17 protein-coding genes are annotated in these 21,608 nt (G+C 73.5%); 14 read left to right on the plus strand and 3 right to left on the minus strand.

All coding sequences use genetic code 11. The annotated features are described in order from the left end of the window. The first annotated feature begins 591 nt into the window (after positions 1–591). From ACFVHB_RS11410 to ACFVHB_RS11455, 10 genes are all read left to right on the plus strand, one after another. Entirely contained in the window at positions 592–1,098 is a 507-nt protein-coding gene (locus ACFVHB_RS11410; protein WP_380318757.1) for a TraR/DksA family transcriptional regulator, read from the plus strand. Between the two features lie 185 nt (positions 1,099–1,283). After that, positions 1,284–1,871 (plus strand): signal peptidase II, encoded by a 588-nt coding sequence (lspA, locus tag ACFVHB_RS11415; protein WP_380318760.1) that lies wholly within the window; start codon positions 1,284–1,286, stop codon positions 1,869–1,871. 53 nt (positions 1,872–1,924) lie between these two features. Then, positions 1,925–2,863: an RluA family pseudouridine synthase gene (locus ACFVHB_RS11420; RefSeq protein ID WP_380318763.1), complete on the plus strand. Its 939-nt coding sequence runs from the start codon at positions 1,925–1,927 to the stop codon at positions 2,861–2,863. Between the two features lie 35 nt (positions 2,864–2,898). Then, positions 2,899–3,348 (plus strand): GNAT family N-acetyltransferase, encoded by a 450-nt coding sequence (locus tag ACFVHB_RS11425; RefSeq protein WP_380318983.1) that lies wholly within the window; start codon positions 2,899–2,901, stop codon positions 3,346–3,348. 265 nt (positions 3,349–3,613) lie between these two features. Further along, complete coding sequence (locus ACFVHB_RS11430; protein WP_380318766.1) at positions 3,614–4,063, plus strand: hypothetical protein; 450 nt, start codon at positions 3,614–3,616, stop codon at positions 4,061–4,063. 134 nt (positions 4,064–4,197) lie between these two features. Further along, the gene (locus ACFVHB_RS11435; protein WP_380318769.1) at positions 4,198–6,123 is read left to right on the plus strand and encodes a hypothetical protein; all 1,926 of its coding nucleotides are present in this window, start codon (positions 4,198–4,200) and stop codon (positions 6,121–6,123) included. 203 nt (positions 6,124–6,326) lie between these two features. After that, positions 6,327–6,905, plus strand: a complete 579-nt coding sequence (locus tag ACFVHB_RS11440) for a hypothetical protein (protein WP_380318772.1) — start codon at positions 6,327–6,329, stop codon at positions 6,903–6,905. 2 nt (positions 6,906–6,907) lie between these two features. Continuing rightward, a complete protein-coding gene (locus tag ACFVHB_RS11445) occupies positions 6,908–10,459 on the plus strand; it encodes a hypothetical protein (RefSeq protein ID WP_380318775.1) in 3,552 nt (1,183 codons plus the stop codon). Positions 10,460–10,649: 190 nt separating this feature from the next. Then, the gene (locus tag ACFVHB_RS11450; RefSeq protein WP_380318778.1) at positions 10,650–13,478 is read left to right on the plus strand and encodes an alpha/beta fold hydrolase; all 2,829 of its coding nucleotides are present in this window, start codon (positions 10,650–10,652) and stop codon (positions 13,476–13,478) included. 71 nt (positions 13,479–13,549) lie between these two features. Beyond that, positions 13,550–14,332 carry an ABC transporter permease gene (locus tag ACFVHB_RS11455; protein WP_380318986.1) on the plus strand — a complete coding sequence of 261 codons (783 nt, stop codon included), beginning with the start codon at positions 13,550–13,552 and terminating at the stop codon, positions 14,330–14,332. A gap of 112 nt (positions 14,333–14,444) precedes the next feature. Here ACFVHB_RS11455 and ACFVHB_RS11460 read toward each other — a convergent pair whose 3' ends face one another. After that, positions 14,445–16,079 carry an alkaline phosphatase D family protein gene (locus ACFVHB_RS11460; RefSeq protein ID WP_380318989.1) on the minus strand — a complete coding sequence of 545 codons (1,635 nt, stop codon included), beginning with the start codon at positions 16,077–16,079 and terminating at the stop codon, positions 14,445–14,447. Positions 16,080–16,230: 151 nt separating this feature from the next. Here ACFVHB_RS11460 and ACFVHB_RS11465 point away from each other — a divergent pair, with 151 nt between their 5' ends. Both ACFVHB_RS11465 and ACFVHB_RS11470 read left to right on the plus strand, forming a co-directional pair. Then, positions 16,231–16,860, plus strand: coding sequence for a dienelactone hydrolase family protein (locus tag ACFVHB_RS11465; protein ID WP_380318992.1), 630 nt, complete (start codon positions 16,231–16,233; stop codon positions 16,858–16,860). Between the two features lie 144 nt (positions 16,861–17,004). Then, positions 17,005–17,538, plus strand: a complete 534-nt coding sequence (locus ACFVHB_RS11470) for a GNAT family N-acetyltransferase (protein ID WP_380318781.1) — start codon at positions 17,005–17,007, stop codon at positions 17,536–17,538. Between the two features lie 54 nt (positions 17,539–17,592). On the opposite strand, the gene ACFVHB_RS11475 is transcribed toward ACFVHB_RS11470, so the two are convergent. Both ACFVHB_RS11475 and ACFVHB_RS11480 read right to left on the minus strand, forming a co-directional pair. Beyond that, complete coding sequence (locus ACFVHB_RS11475; protein ID WP_380318784.1) at positions 17,593–19,170, minus strand: asparagine synthase-related protein; 1,578 nt, start codon at positions 19,168–19,170, stop codon at positions 17,593–17,595. 83 nt (positions 19,171–19,253) lie between these two features. Beyond that, positions 19,254–19,412, minus strand: a complete 159-nt coding sequence (locus tag ACFVHB_RS11480) for a hypothetical protein (protein WP_380318787.1) — start codon at positions 19,410–19,412, stop codon at positions 19,254–19,256. A 260-nt stretch (positions 19,413–19,672) separates the two neighbouring features. Here ACFVHB_RS11480 and ACFVHB_RS11485 point away from each other — a divergent pair, with 260 nt between their 5' ends. Next, positions 19,673–20,935, plus strand: coding sequence for a helix-turn-helix domain-containing protein (locus ACFVHB_RS11485; RefSeq protein WP_380318790.1), 1,263 nt, complete (start codon positions 19,673–19,675; stop codon positions 20,933–20,935). After that, complete coding sequence (locus ACFVHB_RS11490) at positions 20,932–21,465, plus strand: GNAT family N-acetyltransferase (RefSeq protein ID WP_380318793.1); 534 nt, start codon at positions 20,932–20,934, stop codon at positions 21,463–21,465. Before ACFVHB_RS11485 ends, ACFVHB_RS11490 begins: the two co-directional genes overlap by 4 nt. The last annotated feature ends 143 nt before the right edge of the window (positions 21,466–21,608 follow it).

Genomic DNA, 21,608 nt, shown 5'->3' on the forward strand with positions numbered 1-21,608 from the left:
GCGGACGTGGACTGGATCCGACGGAGGGACGAGACGGCATGCCGCCCCGCGGTACCACCCTCCTTGGCCGCGGTGCTGCCTGCGGCCCTCTTGTTTGGGCTTGCTGCCGGTTCTAGTGGGCCGCCGCGCGATGCCTGGCGGCCGTTCTTCCGGCGGCTCCGGGGTGATCTTCCCGCCGTGCACACCCCCGGGCTCGCACCGTCCCCGGGTCGCTGGTGGCTGCGTACGTCGGTACTCGTCCCATCTGCGCCTTGCAGGCCCAGTGTATCGGCCGCCGCAAGTCGGTTTTGTCCGTCACCGGTGCGGCACGCGGGGGGCGGTTAGGAGGGGGTGATCTGGGCACAACTCTGGTCAGCGCGCGGGCGGGGCGGCTGTGACGGCTGCCCGGGTGGGATCATTGTGAGGCGTCGGTATGTCATGTTGTGACCGGTTTTGATGGGGATTATCGTTCCGGCACTGGAAGCCGCCGGGAACCGGCGGCTCGATTCGTTCGTAGATGGGGTCGAAGCCATGGCTGAGAAGGCAACCGGCGCGGGTACCGCCACCAAGCGGGCACGCAAGGCCGTGGCAGGCGAACCAGGGGAGGGGACCGTGACCACTACCGCACGGCACAAGACCAGCAACGACACCACGATCGTGGCCCCCGGCCGCACCCGCACCCCGGCCGCCGCCGCGGCCCGCGGCGGCGCCGAATCGGTGGACCCGGCCGAGCTGCCCGTCCGTCCGGGTGAGGACCCGTGGACCTCGGAGGAGGTGCACGAACTGCACGCCGAGCTGATCAGCGACCTGGACCGGCTGCAGAACGAGATCGACGCGGCCGAGGCGGCCATCACCGGGCTGATGCGGGACTCCAACGACGGAGCCGGCGACGACCAGGTGGACGCCGGCACGAAGAACATCTCGCGGGAGAGCGAGCTGGCGCTGGCCAACAACGCCCGGGACAGCCTCGCCCAGACCGAGCACGCGCTGGCCCGGCTGGAGGGCGTCGGCTTCGGCACCTGCGAGTCCTGCGGCCAGGCCATCGGCAAGGCCCGGATGCAGGCGTTCCCGCGGGCGACGCTCTGCGTCCAGTGCAAGGCCAAGCAGGAACGCCGCTGACCGGGACGGACGCGGGGGTCGGGCTTGCCGTACGCTCGACCCCGTAACGTCGCCTGATCCGTCTCGATCGGGCAGTCCACCGGCCCACCCACGTCACGGCAGCGGAGCGGATCATCAGTACGCAAGGTTCCCCCCAGACGCGGGACGACGTCGTCCCCACCCCCGCCGAAGCCGTGGAGGAGGTCGTGGCCGAGCCCGGTGAGGTGACCGCCGCCCCGGTGGCGCAGGAGGCGCCGAAGGGCCGGCGGCGGATCGGCGTGCTGATGGCCGTCGCGCTCGTCGCCTTCATGATCGACCTGGGCACCAAGCTGCTGGTCGTGGCGCGGCTGGAGAACCACGCGGCGATCAAGGTGATCGGCGACGTGGTGACCTTCCAGGTGATCCGCAACTCCGGCGCCGCCTTCGGTATGGGCCAGGCCCTGACCATCGTCTTCACCGTGATCGCCGCGTCCGTGATCGTGGTGATCTGGCGGATCGCCCGCCGGCTCTACAGCCTCCCGTGGGCGATCGCGCTCGGCCTGCTGCTCGGCGGGGCGCTGGGCAACCTCACCGACCGGCTGTTCCGCGCGCCGGCCGCCTTCCGCGGCCACGTGGTGGACTTCATCTCCGTCCAGCACTTCGCGGTCTTCAACCTCGCCGACTCGGCGATCGTCTGCGGCGGCATCCTGGTCGTGCTGCTCTCCTTCCGCGGCAGCAACCCGGACGGCACCGTCCACCAGCAGGCCGAGAAGGGCGCGAAGGCGGAGCGGGGCGGCGCGTCCGACGGGGAGTGAGCGCGGAGCCGGACGGGTAAGGGGCGGGCCGCGCGTCCGGCATACTCGTACGGGTGAGTACCGCAGCGCAGATCCGCAGCCTCCCCGTTCCCGACGGCCTGGAGGGTGAGCGCCTCGACGCCGCCCTCGCCCGGATGTTCGGCTTCTCCCGGACCAAGGCCGCCGAGCTGGCCGCCGAGGGCAAGGTGACGCTCGACGGCGCCGTGGCCGGCAAGTCGGACCGGGTGACCGCCGGCTCCTGGCTGGAGGTCGAGATCCCCGCCCCCGCCGCGCCCGTGCAGATCGTCGCCGAGCCGGTCGACGGCATGCGGATCGTGCACGACGACGAGGACATCGTGCTCGTCGAGAAGCCGGTCGGCGTCGCCGCCCACCCCAGCCCCGGCTGGACCGGCCCGACCGTCATCGGCGGCCTCGCCGCGGCCGGCTACCGCATCTCCACCTCGGGGGCCGCCGAGCGCCAGGGCATCGTGCACCGGCTCGACGTCGGCACCTCCGGCCTGATGGTGGTGGCCAAGTCCGAGCGCGCCTACACCGACCTCAAGCGGCAGTTCCACGACCGGGTGACCGAGAAGAAGTACCACACCCTGGTCCAGGGCCACCCGGACCCGCTGAGCGGCACCGTCGACGCGCCGATCGGGCGCCACCCCAGCTCGGACTGGAAGTGGGCGGTCACCCGCGACGGCAAGGCGTCCGTCACCCACTACGACCTGATCGAGGCCTACCGGGCCGCCTCGCTGCTGGACATCAAGCTGGAGACCGGCCGCACCCACCAGATCCGGGTGCACATGTCGGCGCTGCGGCACCCCTGCGTGGGCGACCTCACCTACGGCGCCGACCCGACGCTGGCCAAGCGGCTCGGGCTGACCCGGCAGTGGCTGCACGCGGTCTCGCTGGGCTTCGAGCACCCGGCGGACGGAGAGTGGGTGCAGTTCAGCAGCGAGTACCCGGCGGACCTGCGCAAGGCGCTGGACATCATCGCTTCGGAGAGCTGACGGAACCGGGACGGGGAGGCTGGGATGAGCGGACCATCAGGGTGGCCGAGGGCGAAGCGGACCTCGCGCTGGTGCACGGCGTCCGGCGCGAGGTGTTCGTGGTCGAGCAGGGGATCGCCGAGGAGGAGGAGTGGGACGACCTCGACGGCACCTCGGAGCACCTGCTGGCGGTCGGCGCGGACGGCCGGCCGCTGGGCACCGCCCGGCTGATCCACGGCGAGCAGGCGCTGAAGCTGACCGGCGGGATCGAGGGGCGGGTCCTGCTCGGGCGGCTCGCGGTCGTGCGGACGGCGCGCGGGACCGGGCTGGGCGCCGAGCTGGTGCGCGCGGTCGAGGCGGCCGGGGTCGCGCGCGGGGCGCGTGAGGTCGAGCTGCACGCGCAGGTGCGGGCGATGGGCTTCTACGAGCGGCTGGGGTACGTGGCCGAGGGGCCGGAGTACCTGGACGCCGGGATCCCGCACCGGACGATGACGCGGGTCCTCTAGCTCCGGCGGTGCCCGGCTTCGGACAGCCGGACGATTCCTGACGGCGGTCTGCCCCGATCCGGGGCGGGCCGCCGTTCGCCGTTCGCGCGCCCGGGGGCGGGGGCTTCCGGCCCGGGGGGCTCGCCGGGCCTGGCGGTTGGGTGACCTCGGAGCGGAGCCACCTGCGTGCGATTCGCTCACGAACCGCTTATCGGCCGGTTACGCGGATGCGGGATGGTCGGTCACCAGCGTCAGTGGTTCAGCCGGGATGGTGAGTGTGAGTCCGATGAGCAGTGGGTCGTTCCGGATCGACCTCGACGAGGTGGAGGCGGCCGCCAGGAAGATCCAGGCCCTCGTCCAGGAACTGGAACCGCACGCCGCCAAGGTCGAGGCCGCCGTCCGGCGCGTCTCCCCGGCTGCGTACGGCACCGATCAATTGGGTCGGGCGCTGCTGGGCGGCGGAGCGGCGGCCGGGACCGGGGCCGGGGCCGGGGCCGGGGCCGGGCCCTGGGTAGGCGGGCTGATCGGGCACCAGGAGCAGGCGCTCCAGGGCATGCGCCGCTACCTGTGGAACTCCGGCCGGATGGCCGAGAACCTGCTGCAGATGTGCCGGCACTACCGCGAGGCGGACGGCAGTCACGCGGCCGGTCTGCGGGACGTCCTCGCGGGCGAGGCCGGGGCTGCCGGGGCCGCCGGTGGCCCGGCGGCGGCCGTCGGCACCACCGCCGCCGTCTGATCCTCCCCGGCTCCACCAGCGGTTCTTCCACCCGACCGCCCGGTTCGTCCGCCGACCGTCCGCCGGCCGCCCGCCGAACCCGCGCGCCCGCGTGCTCCGGCCGGTTCCCCGGCCCTCCCGGTTCGCCCGAGAAAGTGACCAGTTCCATGATCGAGCTGCCCGCCGACCTGGCAGCGGTGCTCACGACCGTCAAGAACAACGACAACGGAGCGGCGATAGCCTTCCCCGACGCCGATGAGGACCAGCTCGCGGAGCTCGCCCGGGCGTGGGACGCCTGGAACACCGCGGCCGAGCCCCGGGCGCGCGGCATCGTGGCGAGTGCGCGGCAGGCCGCGGCGCACATGTCGGGGGCGGCCGCCGACGGGTTCCGGCAGTACCTGGAGAAGTACGCCGGCCACGACGACGCCCATGCCGTCACCGTGCTGGACGCCGGGCTCGCGATGGCGCGCTGTCTCCACGAGGCCTCCGGCACCGTCAGCAGCACCAAGGCGGCCATGGTGCAGCAGCTCAGGTCCGCCAAGGAGTACCTCGACGGCACCATGCCCGGGGCCGCGCCCGAGGCCGCCGCCCAGTCCGAGGGCGTCAGGCTGGCGGTCGACTCCTGCCACCACCACATCGGGCAGGCGAGCGCGGCCGTCGACTCGATGCTCCGTCAGACCGCCGGCTCGGTCGAGCGGATGGACAGCGCCGGACAGGCCTGCGCGCTCGGGGGTGCAGGAGGTCCGGGCGGTGGCGCCGGGGGCCCCGAGGCCGGTGCCCCCGGCGCGGGCGCGGGAGGCGGAACGGGTGCTGACGCACGGCCGGTGCTCGCCGGTTTCCGTCCACCGGAGGCGCCGCGCTCCGAGTTCGTCCGGGCCGAGGTGCCCGGACAGGAGAGCGGAGCGGCTTGCCGGCCTGGCGGTGCGGCCCTCCCGGGGCTGAACCTGGCCGGATTCACCGGCGCCGTCGGGGGCACCGGTGCGCAGGGGTCCTTCGGTGGGGCCGGCGACCCGGCCGGTGCGGGGGGCTCGTCCTCGGGCACGCTCGGCGCGGCCGGTGCGTCCGGCCTCGGGGGCGCTGCGGGGGGTGCCGGCGGCTTCGGCGGGCGCAAGGCCGCCGGCGGCGGGCCGGCGGGCCGGGCACGGGCGGGTGCCATGCCGTCCTTCGCGGGCCTCGGCATGCCGGCCGGTACGGAGGCGGCCGCCGCCGCGGCGGGCCGCCGGGCGGGAACGGCCGGGCCGGGCACGTCCGGCACGACGCGGCAGACGTTGGCCCCGGGGGCGGCCGGTACCGGCACGAGAGCGGGTGCGGGTGCTGCCGCCGCCGGAGCGGGCGCCGCCGGGCGCGGACCCGGAATGGGCGGCATGCACGGCACGGGCCACGGCGGGGGCAAGAAGGGGACGCGCGGCAGGCGCAGGCCCGGCCTGGTCGTCGGGCAGGCGCCGGAGGAGGACGAGGTGATCGCCGACTCCGGCGTCCACGGCCTGGCCACCGAGGCCCGGGCCGGCGACCGGCAGGCGCAGCAGGCCCACCGGCGGTGGGTGGACGGCGCCCGTACCGAGGCTGCCGGGCAGCACCGGGCGGGGGCTCCGCAGGGCGAGGCTGCCGGGGAGGAGCACCCGCCGGCGCCCGCGGACGACCTCCTCACGCAGCTGACCAGCGTGGTGCTGGGCCCCGACGCGGGGAGCGGGGGCCGGCCCGGGGCAGGGGTGGCAACCGGTGCGGGTGATGACACCGCGGGTGCAGGTGGTGCCGGTGCCGGCGGGGTGCAGGCGGAGGGCCGGTCGACTGCCCGGACCGCGTCCCCGGAGCAGGCCGGGGCGGTGGCCGGGCCCGGCCAGGGCTCGGCGGGCTCGGCGGGCACCGCGGGAGCCGCGCCGGGCGGGCCGGGCGCCGGAGGGAAGCCCGCGAAGCTCCGGGAGGAGGGGGGCTATCAGGTACCGAGCCCTCAGCTGCGTGCCGCTCTGGCGAAGCTGGCGGCCGCCGGGAAGTTCGACAAGCCCGCTCCCGCCGGAGCGGCGCGGCAGTCGGCGGCCGAGGGGGAGAGCCCCGGCGGTGGCCGGGCCGGGAACAACGAGTAACGCGTGCTGTCGGCCGTAGGCCACCGCCGCAGCAATTCCGCTGACAGGTCGCCAGACCGGCAGCGGCACATCGGGGAGTGAGCGTCATGGAAGATCTGTTTCGTACGAAGGTGCACCGGCCCGGCGAGGTGCGAACGCCGACGACGGCCCCCGGGATGGGGGTCGAGACGGCGACGAAGGCGGCTGCTTCGCCCGGTTCCGGTATGGCGACGTTGAGTGCGCAGACGGGTGGTACGCCGGGGTTCGCCACGGAGACGGCCGTGGTCGGCGCCGCACCGGCGGCTCCGGCGGCGGCCGCGGCCGCGGCTCCGGCGAAGGCCGCGGGTACGGGCTTCGAGGCCCACCCCGCGCAGTACCGGGCGGCGGTCTCCCCGATGCTCGCCGCCTCGGACCGGGTCTCCGCCGCGTACCTCGACCTCGACAGCTTCCTGACCAGCATGAACGCCACCCACCCCTGGGGCAACGACCATGCGGGGCACCAGTTCGCCGAGGGAGAGAAGGGCTACCTCGCGTACAGCGCCGGCACCCTCAAGGGCCTCAAGGGCCTCCCGGCCGCGCTGCGCCGGGTCGCGGAGGGCATGAAGCGGATGGCGGAGAACTACGAGAACACCGAGCGGGGCGTCGTGAACACCCTCAAGGGCCGCCAGGAGGATCTCGGCACGCACGGCCCCGCGGACCCGCTCCCGGCGGCGGCCGCGCTTCCGCAGGCGCCCGCACCCGTGGCCGCGACCCTGCCCGCACCCCACGTCGGCCCGATGGTGCACACCGGCGGGAGGCGCTGATCATGGCCACCGAGCTTCCCGAACCCCTCCAGTGGGTCCTGCTGCTGCTGTCCGGCACGCGTTGGCCCGAGGCCGACGAGGACAACCTGCGGAACATGGCCGGGCACTGGCGCAGCATGGCCCAGACCCTCAAGGACGTCGAGGAGTCCGCCGACGCCGCCGTCAAGCGCGCGCTGGTCGGTCAGGTCGGCGTGGCGGCCACCGGACTGTCCCAGTACTGGGACAAGTTCACCGTCGGCGCGGGCGAGGCCCAGCCCGGCGTTCTCCCCGGCCTGGCCAAGGCCTGCGAGGGCATGGGCGACATGCTGGAGTCGATGGCCAACTCCGCCGAGACGGCGAAGATCCAGATCATCGCCCAGCTGGGGATCCTCGCGGCCGAGATCGCCACGGCCGAGGTGGAGGCACCGTTCACCGCGGGCCTGTCGCTGGCCCAGATCCCGGTCATGGTCGGCATCAGCCGGACGGTCGTCCAGCAGATCCTGAAGAAGCTGGCCATGGAGGCGATGAAGTTCGCCGCCAAGCAGGCCGTCCAGATGGCGGCCATCAACCTGCTCGCCCAGAGCATCCAGGTCCTGGAGGGGCACCGCAAGGGCCTCGACCTGAAGGAGCTGGGTGACAACGCGGCCGGCGGAGCGGTGGCCGGCGCCTCGGGCAACCTGCTGGGCAAGGGCATCGGCGCGGCCGGCTCGAAGGTGGGCCTCGGCCGGGCCCTGGGAACGGTCCCCGGCAAGATGGTGACGGCGGGCGCGGTCGGCGTCGGGGCGGACGTCATCACCCAGGCCGTGACCACCGGGAAGGTGGACGGCCACAGCCTGCTCGGCTCCGGTCTGAGCGGGGCGAGTGCCGCCGGTCTGCATGCCGCGGGCGCCGCGGTCAACGGACACTTCAAGGCCCCGGCGGTGGACGTGCCGGGCGGCGGGGTCCATGCCCCCGGGGGGTCGGAGATCCCCGCCGGGGCGCACGTTCCGGAGCACGCGCCTGCGGCGGCCCCGGGTGGCTCGGCCGGGGCGGAGGGCGCAGCAGGCACCAGTGGTAGCCGTGGCCTGCCCGCCGCGTCCGAGCACGTGGCCGGGGCGGAGGCCCCCGCGGCGGCCGCCCACAACGCGCCGGCGGGCGGTGCGCACGAGGGCGTGCCCGCGGGTGGCGGGCACCCGGCGGCGGAGGCGGCCGGCGGCGCGGCCCATGCGGCGTCGCACCCGGCGGCGGACGGCGGGGGTTCCGCGCAGTCCCAGGGCCATCCGGCGGCGCCGTCGGCGGAGCACGGCACCACGGGTGGTGGCTCGCCGTCGCACGCCTCGGGTCCCGGCGGTGAGGGTGGCACGCCCGCCCACGGGCCTTCGGCCGCGACGGAGGGCGGGGCCCCCGGGCACGCCGAGGCGCCGCCCGTCCACGGTGCGGGCACGCACGCGCCGGTCACGGAGGCCTCGGCGCCGACGGCTGCCGGCGCGCACCCGTCGGCGCCAGAGGGGACGCCGGCCCAGCACGCCGGCCCTGCCGCGACGCACGAGCCGACGCCTGCGGCGGCGGCCGTTCCCCACGAGGGCGCGGCGACGCCCGCGGCGAGCCACGCCTCCTCCCTGCCGCCGCTGCACGAGGGCGGCGCGGTCAGCGCGCCGGCCCCGGCGGCGCACGAGACCCCGCTGCCCGGTGGTGGCCACCACGGGGTGGATCTGCCGCAGGTGCATCTGTCGGAGGGTGATGGCGGGTCGGTGTCGCATCCGGTGGCGGAGGGTTCGCGGCCGGTGTTGCAGCATGGGGTGGATCTGCCGCAGGTGCATCTGTCGGAGGGTGGTGCCGGGTCGGTGTCGCATCCGGTGGCGGAGGGTTCGCGGCCGGTGTTGCAGCACGGGGTGGATCTGCCGCAGGTGCATCTGCCGCAGGGTGATGGCGGGTCGGTGTCGCATCCGGTGGCGGAGGGTTCGCGGCCGGTGTTGCAGCACGGGGTGGATCTGCCGCAGGTGCATCTGCAGACCGAGGCCGCGTCCCTTGCCGCATCGGAGGTGCCGGTCCGTCCGGTCGGGGCCGGGGCCGACGAGATCCGGCTCGCGGGCCCGGCCGAGGGGACGCCGTCCGGCACCGTCCGGCCGGTGAGCGGCATGCCGGACTTCCACGGGACGCCGCTCCTGCACGGCAGCGCCACCACGCCCGTCGCCGGTACGTCGGCCTCGGCGGCGGCGCATCCCACCGCGCAGCCGGGCCGTCCCGGCGCTCACGTCCCGCCGCTTCCGGAGGGGTTCACGACGGGACCGGTCCATGCGGCTCCGCCGGCGCGCGCCGAGACGTCGCCTCCCCGGGTGGAGGGCCGGCCGCCCCGTGAGGTCGCTGCGGGCACCGAGCGCCCGGTCCGCCCCCTGCACGAGCACCCGGCCGGGCCGGCGCTGGTCTACCCGTTCCAGAAGTCCGCGCTGCACAAGGCCTTCGACAGGGCGGGGAGACTGTTCGGAAGGTCTGCCGACAACCCCGTGATCAGCGACCTGATGAATCACCTGCCGCACAAGAGCGCCGGCGGCAAGTACGTGAACGCGGTCGTCGGAGACGTTCCGATCGAGGGTGCGCGGCTGAACACGCGAACCAAGACCTTCAAGACCGATCTCGACCCGACGACCTTCAACGATCTGTCGACGGGCCTCCGGAGAACACTCCTCAGCGGGACCGGCAGCGAACTCCAGCGGCTGCCCTCCTACAAGTGGGAGTTCTCGGGACACGAGAGGATCGAGTTCCTGGCGCGTCAGGACTACCGCACCGCCGACTACTGGAGGGCACAGGACGCCCGCCGCGACCAGCTCGACGCCTTGGCGGCGGCCAACGCGGAGCGGGCGCCCGCCGGGCTGCCCGAGGCTGCGCAGAACAGGGTGGACGCGGTGTTGCACGACAGTCCGGACGTCGGCACCGGCGCCGGCCGGGTCCTTGCCGATCACGGCGGCTTCGTGCTGGGCGAGAACCACAACTACTCACCGAGCTGGGCCTTCCTCAAGGAGAACCTGCCGGCCCTCAAGGAGCACGGCGTCGACACCCTGTACCTCGAGGCGCTGCGCGGGGACAGCTTCCAGAAGCACATGGATGCCTACCTGCGCGCCCCGGAGGGTGCCGCAATGCCACCGGAACTCGACGTGATGGCCACTCGCTACGACAAGGAGCGCAAGTCGCCGCAGGGGAACGGGCTGTACGACGTGCTGGCCGCTGCCAAGGCCGAGGGGGTCAGGGTCCAGTTCGTGGACGGGCTCCCCGCCGCCCGCCCCGACGGCCCCTGGGGGCTGTACGACCGTGCCGCGCGGTTCAACACGCTGGCCGCCGACTTCATCGAGGGGGACACCGGCCGGGCGGGGAAGTACATCCTGGTGGCAGGGTCGGCTCACGTCCACCCGCACGACCCGCCGGAGGGGGTGGATCCCGTGACGCCGCACCACTCCGCGAACCCGGCACCCGGCCTGTCGCAGCTGCTGGGCGTACCCGGTCTGGAGCTGGCCGACCGCCCGGGCGTGGAGCCCCTGGCGCCGGGCGGGTCGAGGCCGCTGGAGGACCTGCGTCTGATGCGGCTCCACCAGGCCGGGTGACCCCCGGCCGCTTCCCCCGACCGCCCGGTCGTGCGCGCCCCCTCCCCGCGTGCGGCCGGGCTCCGGCCGCCCGGCCGCGTGCGCCCTCCCCGCGCGCGGCCGGGCCGGTCCAATCCCCGCTGGGGTGCTCGTCGCACGGGGTGCTGCCCTTATCAGGCCCCTACCCGGGGGACGGATACGATCACTGCCCATGAGGCTCGCAGGAGCAGGGCGCCGCTGGCGCGACAGGCTGACGACCCGAAGACTGCCGGCGGCCGTCCTGGCCCTGGTGGTGCTCGCCGGGGCCGGCACCTGGACGGTGGCCGCCGCGGGCGGTGAGCAGCCGGTGCGACAGGAGGACCGTCTCCTCCCGATGCCCGAGACACCGGGCAGCGAACAGCGGATCGACCTCGACACCTCCTTCTTCACCACCGGGACGGGCCCGCGCCCGGCGGTCCTGCTCGCCCACGGCTTCGGCGGCTCCAAGGAGGGCGAGCGCGAGCGGGCCGAGCAGCTCGCCCGGCAGGGCTACGCGGTGCTGACCTGGTCGGCGCGCGGCTTCGGTCACTCCGGCGGGAAGATCGGCCTCGACGCGCCCGACCGCGAGGTGGAGGACGTCCGGCACCTGGTCGACTGGCTGGCCCAGCGGCCCGAGGTGCAGCTGGACGCTCCCGGCGACCCGCGGGTGGGCATCACCGGTGCCTCGTACGGCGGGGCGGTGGCGCTGCTCGGCTCCGCGTACGACAGCCGGATCGACGCGGTGGCCAGCCAGATCACCTGGTGGAACCTGGCCGACGCGCTGTTCCCGCAGGGGGTGCGGGGCTCGGGCGCGGTGGACGGGGTGTTCAAGAAGCTCTGGGCCGGGATCTTCTTCACCACCGGCTCCGCCGGGGACCTCGGCCCGTCCGGCGGCGCGCCGCGGGCGACGGCGAGTGCGCAGCCGGCACCGGGGGGCCCGGAGGGCGCTCCGGCGGGCGGGCGCGCGGACGGCCCGGTCGGCTGCGGACGGTTCACCGACGAGCTCTGCCGGATGTACGACCGCGTGGCGACCGCCGGCCACGCCGACCCGGAGGCCGTCGCGCTGCTGGAGCGGTCCAGCCCGTCCTCGGTGGCGGCCCGGCTCAAGGCACCCACCCTGGTCGTCCAGGGCCAGCAGGACTCGTTGTTCCCGCTGGACCAGGGCGACGCGATCGCCCGGGCGGTCGCGGCCAACGGCGCGCCGGTGTCGGTGGACTGGTTCGCCGGCGGGCACGACGGCGGCACCGACACCAGCGCCCGCGTGGACGACCGGATCGGCGCCTGGTTCGACCACTTCCTGAAGCACGAGGGGACCGACACCGGCCCCGCGTTCCGGGTCACCCGCACCGGCGGGGTCGACTCCACCGGCTTCCAGGCCGTCCTGCGCGGCGCCACCGCCGACGCCTACCCGGGCCTCGGCGGCACCGGCGCGCGCGCCGTCGAGCTGACCGGCGCCGAACAGGCCTTCGCCAACCCGGCCGGCGGCGCCCCGCCGAACATCTCCGCGCTCCCCGGCGTCGGCGCGCTCAGCCAGGCCGCCGCCCTGGGCGCCGGGCTCTCGCTGGACTTCCCCGGCCAGCACGCCGGCTTCGACAGCGCGCCGCTGGACTCCCCGCTGCACCTCACCGGGCAGCCGACGGTCGCGCTGAAGGTGCGGTCCGACAAGCCGGACGCGGTGCTGTTCGCCAAGCTGTACGACGTCGCGCCGGACGGCAAGCAGAGCCTGCCGCAGCAGCTCGCCGCCCCGCTCCGGGTGACCGGCGCGGACGCGGCCGGGGGGAGGAGCGTCACGGTGGCGCTGCCCGCCGTGGACCACACCTTCGCCGCCGGCCACCGGCTGCGGCTGGTGCTGGCCGCGACCGACCTGGCGTACGCCTCGCCCGCCGAACCGGCCACCTACCGGGCCGCCGTGGCCGGGGCGCTCACCGTGCCCACCGTCGACGGACTGGTCACCGAGGCCGCGCCGCTGCCCGCCCGCACCTGGGTGCTGCCGCTGGTCGCCGTCACCGCGGCGGCCGCGCTGCTGCTGGTGCCGTGGCTGCGCCGCCGCCGCAGACGGGCCGCCGCCGGGCCGGCGTACGACCCGGCGCTGGCCGGGGTGCCGCTGCAGATCACCGGACTGAGCAAGCGCTACAAGGGGTCCGCCGACCGGTACGCGGTGCGGGACCTGGGCTTCCGGGTGGAGCAGGGCCAGGTGCTCGGGCTGCTCGGGCCGAACGGCGCCGGCAAGACCACCACGCTGCGGATGCTGATGGGCCTGATCCGGCCGGACGAGGGCGAGATCCGGATCTTCGGCCACCTGGTGCGCCCGGGGGCGACGGTGCTCTCCCGGGTCGGCGCCTTCGTCGAGGGCGCCGGGTTCCTGCCGCACCTCAGCGGCCGGGCCAACCTGCGGCTCTACTGGCAGGCCACCGGCCGCCCCGAGGCCGACGCCCACCTGGAGGAGGCGCTGGCCATCGCGGACCTCGGCGAGGCGCTGGACCGGGCGGTGCGCACGTACTCGCAGGGCATGCGGCAGCGCCTCGCCATCGCCCAGGCCATGCTCGGCCTGCCGGACCTGCTGATCCTGGACGAGCCGACCAACGGTCTCGACCCGCCGCAGATCCGCGAGATGCGCGAGGTGATGATCCGGTACGCGGCCGCCGGGCGAACCGTCATCGTCTCCAGCCACCTGCTGTCCGAGGTGGAGCAGAGCTGCACCGACCTGGTGGTGATGGACCGCGGCCGGCTGGTCACCACCGGCGCCGTCGCCGAGATCGTCGGCGCGGGCGAGCTGCTGCTGGTCGGCACCCCGGCCTCGTTCGGGCCGGAGGAGCTGGCGGCGGCCGCCGACAAGGCGGGCGCGCTGTCCGGCGTCGGCTCGGCGGAGGCCGTCGAGGGCGGGCTGCTGGTGCGGCTGGACGGCATGGCGGCCAGCCAGCTGCTGGCCGAACTGGTGCGCCTCGGCGTGCCGGTGGAGCGGGCGGGCCCGCACCGCCGGCTGGAGGACGCGTTCCTGTCGCTGATCGGAGGTGCGGGGTGACCACGGCCACTTCTCCTGACCACGCGTCGGGCTACCGGGCGGGCCGGACGCTGCCGCTGCGGGTCGAGGCGATGCGCCAGCTGCGGCGCCGCCGGACGATGGTGATCGGCGGGGTGCTGGCCGCGCTGCCGTTCGTCATCCTGGCGGCGTTCCAGATCGGCGGGAAGCCGGGCCGGGCCGACCGGACCACCTTCATCGAGCTGGCCACCGCCTCCGGGCCCAACTTCGCGACCACCATGCTCTTCATGGGCACCGGCTTCCTGCTGGTGATCCCGGTCGCGCTGTTCTGCGGGGACACCGTGGCCTCGGAGGCCAGCTGGTCCTCGCTGCGCTACCTGCTGGCCGCGCCGGTGCCGCGGGCCCGGCTGCTGGCCCGCAAGTTCGCGGTGGGGCTGGCGTTCTCGGCGGCCGCGGTGGTGCTGCTGCCGACCGTCGGGCTGGTGGTGGGCACCGTCGCGTACGGCTGGGGGGACCTCAAGCTGCCGGCCGGCGTGAGCCTGTCGGCGGGGGAGGCGCTGCCGCGGCTGGCGCTCGCGGTGGCGTTCGTCTTCCTCAGCGAGGTGGTGATCGCGGCGCTGGCGTTCTGGCTCTCCACCGCCACCGACGCGCCGCTGGGCGCGGTCGGCGGGGCGGTGTTCGCCTCGATCGTCACCGGGGTGCTGGACGCCGTCACCGCGCTCGGGGACCTGCGCGAGTGGCTGCCCGCGCACTGGCAGTACGCCTGGGCGGACGCCCTGCAGCCCCAGTTGGAGTGGGGCGGCATGGTGCAGGGCGTCTCGCTGTCGCTCTCGTACGCGGTGGTGCTGCTGGCGCTGGCGTTCCGGGGCTTCGGGCGGAAGGACGTGGTGTCCTGAGGCGGGGCGCCCGGGACGACGTGGTGCCCGAGGGGGGTGCGCCGGCGGGCGCACCCCCCTCGGGGCTCGGGGCCGGTCAGGGCTCGGGCCGGTCAGCTCCGGGCCGGGCGGGTCACTTGACGGGCGAGTAGACCCGCTCGATCTGCTGGGTGCCGGACTTTGTGCGGTAGGAGCGCGCCCACTTGGTGGTGGCGTCCTTGCGGGTGCGGTCGGAGAGGACGTAGTAGTCCATCTGCGTCTGCGCGGGCGTGACCTCCAGGACGCCGTAGCCGTGCGAGTCCAGGTCCACCCACTTGATGTGGCGGTTGGAGGCCTTGAGCGCGGCGGCCGCGGCCAGCGACACGGTCTGCGGCGCGACCTTGAGGATGTCGTCGATGTTGTCCGAGGTCACCGAGGTGACCACGAACTCGGTGGCGGCGCTGCCCGAGAACGGGTACGTGGCCGCCTCGTTCGGGACGTCGGCGGCCCAGGCCGAGTGGATGTCGCCGGTCAGGAAGACGGTGTTGGTGATGCCGTTCGACGTGAGGTGGCCGAGCAGCTCGCGACGGTCGTGGGTGTAGCCGTCCCACTGGTCGGTGTTGATCGCCAGGCCCTCGCCGGGAAGACCGAGCAGCTTGGCCAGCGGGCGCAGGACGTAGTCGGGGAGGGCGAACAGGGCGACCGGGGAGATCATCACCTCGTTGCCGATCAGGCGCCAGGTGGTGTCCGAGGCGGACAGGCCGGCCTTCAGCCAGTCCATCTGGGCACGGCCGGTTATGGTGCGGTCGGCCGAGTCGACGTCGCCGTTGCCCACCTTGACCTGCTGCGAGCGGAACGAGCGCTGGTCCATCAGGTGCAGGTCGGCGAGCTTGCCGTAGCGCAGGCGGCGGTAGGTGGTGCCGGCGATGGACGGGCGGACCGGCATCCACTCGAAGTAGGCCTGCTTGGCGGAGGCCATCCGGTCGGACCAGTCGCCCTCGACGCCGGGGGTGTGGTTCTCGGCGCCGCCGGACCAGGCGTCGTTGGCGAACTCGTGGTCGTCCCAGATCGCGATGGTCGGGATCTGCGCGTGCAGCGTCTGGAGGTCCTCGTCCGTCTTGTAACGGCCGTGCCGGGTGCGGTAGTCGGCGAGGGTGAGGATCTCGTGGGTGGGGGCGTGCGGGCGGACGACCGTGCCGCGGGCGCAGAACTCGCCGGTCTTGTACTCGTAGACGTAGTCGCCGAGGAAGAGGAAGGCGTCCAGGTCGCCGCGGGCGGCGAGGTGCCGGTAGGCGGAGAAGTAGCCGGCCTCCCAGTTGGCGCAGGACGCCACGCCGAAGCGCAGGCGGTCGACGGCGGCGTCGCCGGCCGGGGTGGTGTGGGTGCGGCCGACCGGGGAGACGGTGTCGCCGGCGGTGAAGCGGTACCAGTAGGCGGTGTCCGGGGTCAGGCCGCGGACGTCGGCCTTGACGGTGTGGTCGGAGCCGGCGGTGGCGGTCACCGTGCCGCCGGCCACGATCCGGGTGAAGGCCTTGTCGGCGGCGAGCTCCCAGCGGACCTCGGTGTCCGGGCCGGTGGCGGAGCCGGGGACGGCATCGGGGGTCGGGGTGACCCGGGTCCAGAGCAGGATGCCGTCGGGGAGCGGGTCGCCGGAGGCGACGCCGTGCAGGAACTGCGGGGCGGTGGCCGCGTGGGCCGCGGTGCCGAGGGTGAGCGGCAGGGCGGCGGCGCCGGCCACGACGGCGGTGGCCTTCAGCACCTGACGACGGTGCGGGCGGGCGGCGGTCATGTCATCGACAAGGTCAGTCACGGCCGACAGGCTACCGGGCGGTAATGGCGTGTTCCATACGTCGAACTGACTGTTCGTTGCCGCTTCACCGGGTCGTGACGTCCCGCCACCGGCCCGGGCGCACGCGGCCACCCGGCGGTCGTACGGGATGATGGTGACGATCAGCCCCCCGCAGCCAGAAAGTTCACCCGTGGCCCAGATCCTGCTCCTGCACTCCGTGTACGGCCTGCGCCCCGCCGTCCACGCCGCCGCCGACCGGCTGCGCGCCGCCGGGCACACCGTCCACACCCCCGACCTCTTCGACGGCCGGACCTTCGAGGACGTCGAGGAGGCCATGGCGTACAAGGAGGAACTCGGCAGCGACGAACTGCTGCGCCGCGCGGTGGCCGCCGCCGCCCCGCTGCTGACCCCGGGCACCGGCCTCGTCTACGCGGGCTTCTCGCTCGGCGGCGCGCTCGCCCAGAACCTCGCCCTCGCCGACGAGCACGCGCGCGGCCTGCTGCTCCTGCACGGCACCTCCGACATCCGGGAGGACGCCGCCACCTCGATCCCGGTCCAGCTGCACGTCGCCGAGCCGGACCCGTTCGAGTCGGAGGACTGGCTGAACGCCTGGTACCTGCGGCTGCGCAAGGCCGGCGCCGACGTCGAGGTCCACCGCTACCACGGCGCCGGCCACGTCTTCACCGACCCCGACCTGGCCGACTACGACGCCGAGGCGGCGGAGCAGACCTGGGCGGTGGCCCTGGACTTCCTGGCGGAGCTGGACGAGCAGGCGGGCTGACCTTCCCTGCGCAGGAAGTCGACCCGCCGACTTCCTGCGCAGGGGCGTTCCGTGTTCCGGCCGGGGGCTCGTTGCTCTGATTTCCACGACTTGATCTTCCGGCGTCGGTAGTGTCGCCCCCGGGTGTGCCGGAGGGAGATGCACGTGTACCGGATGCGGGAGGCGACGGCCGCCGATGCCGGGACGGTCGCCACGTTGGTGCGGGCCCGGTCGGCGTGGTTGTCGGCGCGAGGCCTGGGCGAATGCGCGGATGACGCCGAGGAGTACGGGGCGCAGGCCGGGAACCCGGACCTCGCTGTGTGGGTGCTGGAGCACGAGGCGGAAGGGATCGTCGGCTGCACCACGCACTTCGGCAACGAGGCTCTACCGCACTGGGCGTTCACCGAAGCGGAGCGGTCCGAGCCGACGCTGTTCCTGGCGACGACGTTCACCCGGCCGAATCCGCACCGGCTCGGTCGGCTGATCGCCTGGTGGTCGCTGAGCCGGGCCGCCGAACTGGGCCTCACGTGGGTACGGCGTGGCACCGGACAGGAACGGCTGTCCCGGTACTACCAGGAGACCCAGGGCTGGGACCTGCTTCGCGTCGCGGAGCGGCACGGGTCCAAGGTCTACTTCCTCCAGCGTGAGGCCCGGCCGGTGCCGGAGCTGGCCGAGCTGATGGCGGGGCGCGGGTTGTAGTCGGCGGGCTTCGGCCCCGGCAGCGGCTTCCCGCTGCCGGGGCCGACGTCGGCTTCAGCGGACGGTCAGGGCGGAGTCCGCGAGCAGCGCGAACACGACCTCGTGGTCATCGCCCGTTGGACTACCGGCCTCCAGCCGTTTCGCGACCTGGGCGAGCCCGTCCGGATCGAGGAGCCGGGCCTCGATCAGCGGGGATCCCTCGTTGAGGATCTGCCGGATCCGGGGCACTCCGTGCTGGCGCATCGCCGTGACGATGATGTGGTGGAAGTTCTCGACGATCGGCGGCCGGGCGACCCGACCGGGCATGCCCGTACGGTCGATGAGCTCCCGCATGAGGTGCTTGCGCCGGCGCCAATCCACCGGCAGCCACTCGCAGAAGCGGACGAGCAGCGGGTCGGTGAGCGGGTGGATCGGCCACATGCCTCGGCGCATGAGTGCCGGACCGCACACGGTCTTCGCCATCAGGGCGGTCTCCGGTACGACCGCGGCCGGGGTGATCGCGGCGTCGACGTCGGCGAGAGCGGCCCGTGCGGCGGGCCCGAGCCATGGCGGAGCATCCGGCTCGAACTGGCCGGGCCCGGACCTGTCCTCGGCGGCGGTGAGGGCCATGAGCTCGTCCCCACCGATGCCGGTGAACACCGCACGGACGCCCGAGTCCGTGAAGCGGGCGGAGAGTGTTTCGAGGGCATCGATGTAGATGTCGCTGGTGGGCGACACCCAGGCGGCCCGGGAGAACCGGGACGTGCCCCCATATGGCAGGTGGTCCATCGCGTTCACGGTGACACCTGTCCAGCCGGAGGCGATGTGCCCCAGGATCAGCTGTCGGCGCTCGTTCTGCTGGATGCCCCGCACACCGTCGAGGACGACCGTCCCGGCTGTGACGGCGGTGCCTTGAGGGGCCGCGCGGAGGGCGAGAGCGACGGTGGTCGAGTCCATGCCGGCTGACAGCTGGACCGCCGTCCGGGAACCGGTCCACGGGAGCCGGGCGACAGCGCGGTCCAGCAGGTCCTGGAAAAGCGGGATCGGGTCCGTGCCGGTCTGGAGCGACCGGGCGCGGGTGTGTTCGGCGGGTTCCGGGGACTGGATCAGGAGTTGCCCGTCCTCAGCGAAGTGAGCGGTGGCGCGCTCCGTGAGGAGCTTGACGTCCTGCCAGAGCGTGGACGCGGAGTACCGGTTCCGCAGGCTGATCATCCGGGTGACCGCGACGAGGTCGAGCCGGTCCGGGGCCTGGTGGTCGCGGAGGTTCAGTAGATCCCACGAACCGTGCAGCACTTTGCCGGCGACGGCGAGGTACTGGGGGGCGGTACAGGCGGAGCCGGTTCGGATTCTGGCAGCCTGACCAGGAACGAGCTCGATCGTGGTCCAGTCGTCCCGATCCTCCCGGAGCTTGCGGAGAGTCTTGTCGAAGGTGCCGGGTGAGACGGTGACGGGCTCGGGCCGGGCCGCGTTGATGTGGGCCCTCCTGGCAGCAGCGATGAAGACCGTACGGATGCCGTCGGTCAGGGCGGCCTGCTCGGTCAGCTGGTGCCGGTAGGGGGCGACCCACGAGGACCCGCATCGCCAGCGGCTCCCGGCCCACTGCCAGGTACGGGTGGGTGTGATGTCGTCGTGGGTCAGGCGAAGGTCGAACATCGGCGGTCAGTCCTTCATGGGATGGCGAGGGTGGGAGCGGTCCCCCGGCCCGGCTGTTTGCTGCCGGGCCGGGGAACGGTGGGTCAGACCGCCGTCGTGTCGTACGTGTGGTTGGTGTCGGAGGAGCCCTCCTTCTTCTTGTACGAGTACCGGTCGGTGGTGTCCATGACCTCGTAGGCGGGCTCGTCGCTGAAGATCCGGCTGGACGCGTCCAGCAGCATCCGCTCGTCGGTGATGTTCACGGTGTTCCCTTCGTCTGGGACGTCTCGGGCCTCCCCCGACTGCGGGGGAGGCCCGGTACCGGCGGGGTTGCCGGTACCGGCGCCGGGCCCCGGGGGTGTGCCAGTCAGGCCAAGGCCCTGCGCACAACCAGTGAACTGTCATCAACTGTCCGTGCGTGAGGAAGAGTTCGCGGTGGACGAGTGCGTCGCGAACCGGAAAACTTGACGATTTCATTACTCGAAACCCTGCACGCATGTGACAGTGCGGTTACGTTGATCGCATGGTGGCCAACGCCCCTCTCCGCCGCAGGATGGCCGAGCGCCGCATGACCAAGGCGGAGTTGGCCCGCGAGGTCAACACCGAGATCGAGATCCTCACCGGGGGACCGGGCACCGTGTCGGAGCGCACGGTGCACAACTGGCTGACGGGTGCGACCCGGTGGCCGCCGGCCAAGATTCGCCTCGCACTCGAAGCGGTGCTCGGCTGCGGGCCCGAAGAGCTCGGCTTCATCCCGACGAGCCGGACCCGCACGACATCGGAGGAAGAAGTGAGGCGACGCGACTTCATAACAGCTGTCGGGGGCACTGCCCTCGTCGCCGCCGCTACGACGGCGGCGTCGCCCGTGCCACGCCGGATCGGTGCGGCCGACATCGAACGGTTGCGGTTCCGCTTCGCCGAGGTCATCGCCAGCGACCACCGACTCGGCGGCAGGCTGAGCATCGAGTCCCATGCGACCGCCCTCGCCGACGAAGCCATGGCACTTCAAGAACACGGCACCGCGACCCAACGCATCCGGTCCTCCCTGTATGCCTGTGCGGCCTCGTTCGTCTCCAGCGCGATGTGGGCCGCCATCGACGGCCGACGGTTCGACGCCGCGCTCCAGCATCATCAGAAGGCGGCACATCTTGCGGCGATGTCAGGCGACTCCGGCATCCAGTTCCGGATCTGGTCCCACGCCGGGAGCCTCTATCGGCACCTTGGACGGCCGGGCGACGCACTGGCAGCCAATGACGTCGCCCGGAGCCTGCCGATCGCCCGCCGTGATCCGATGTTCGCGTCGCTCGGGCACGCCAGGCATGCGGCGATCCACGGTTTGACCGGAGACACCAACGCCGTCCGCAGGTCCCTCGGCCGTGCCCAAGAGGCCCTCGACCGCGCGGATCCGAGCGCGCCACGGCCGGTGTGGATCACAGCATTCTATGATCAGGCCGAACTCGACTCACTCGCGCTCGCGGCCCACCTGTCGGCCGGGAACTGGGAGGACGCCGAGGCGCATGCCCACCGCAGTCTGGCCGGTCGACGCGAAAGCATGCAGCGGTCCCGTGCGATCACCACCGTGCGTCTCGCTCACGCACAGTTGGGCCAGGGGGATTTCGAGCAAGCTGTCTCCACTGCCATGGTGATGCCGGCCGAGGTTTCCAACCATCCTCGGGTCATCGGAATGCTGACTGCCTTCGGCACCAAGCTGGACGATCTGGCACCCCGCAGCAGCCCGGCCCGGGCCTGGGCCGACTACGCCCGCACCACTTGGAGGAGCGTGTGACCATCGAGTTCCGTCGCCATCGCTACCTGAACCCGGATGTCCGGCAGGTTCTGCTGAACGTCTATGCCGACGTTCGGGCGCCGCTCTTGCACCTGCCGAACTACCGTGTTCCCGCGTTCGCCGAACGCCTTGACCGGCACGCGGATGAACCCGGCTTCGAGGCGGTCATCGCCTACGAGGACCAGGAGCCGGTCGGATATGCCTATGCCAACACTCTCGCGGCGGACGACCGCTGGTGGAAGCGCATGGCTGAGCCGCTGTCCCAGGGCCTTACCGATGTTCCTACCGTGGCGCTCAAGGAAATTGGCGTCCGCATTCCATGGCGCGGAACGGGTTTGGCCCGGCGCATCCATGACGAGCTCTTGGCCGGCCGCACCGAGGAGCGCGTCACTTTGCTGGTCAATCCGCTTGCTGGCGAGGGCAAGGTCCAAGCCCTGTACGAGTCCTGGGGCTACGAGGCCATCAACAGCCAGCAGCCCTCGCCCGACTCGCCTCGCTTGACCGCGATGATCCGCCCGGTGGCCAGGTAGAACGCGCTGCCGGCCGCCCGGTGAGAACGTGCTTGGTGGACCGTTGTCGAGGAGCGCTGCCCACGGCGTCCCGCGTGCCGCGGATTGCGGCACGCGGGGCGGGTAGTTGTGAGGCCCCGTAGCACACCGCCCAGTAGAGGCGG

The organism is Kitasatospora sp. NPDC127111 (genome assembly GCF_042677465.1).
Classification (GTDB): Bacteria; Actinomycetota; Actinomycetes; order Streptomycetales; family Streptomycetaceae; genus Kitasatospora.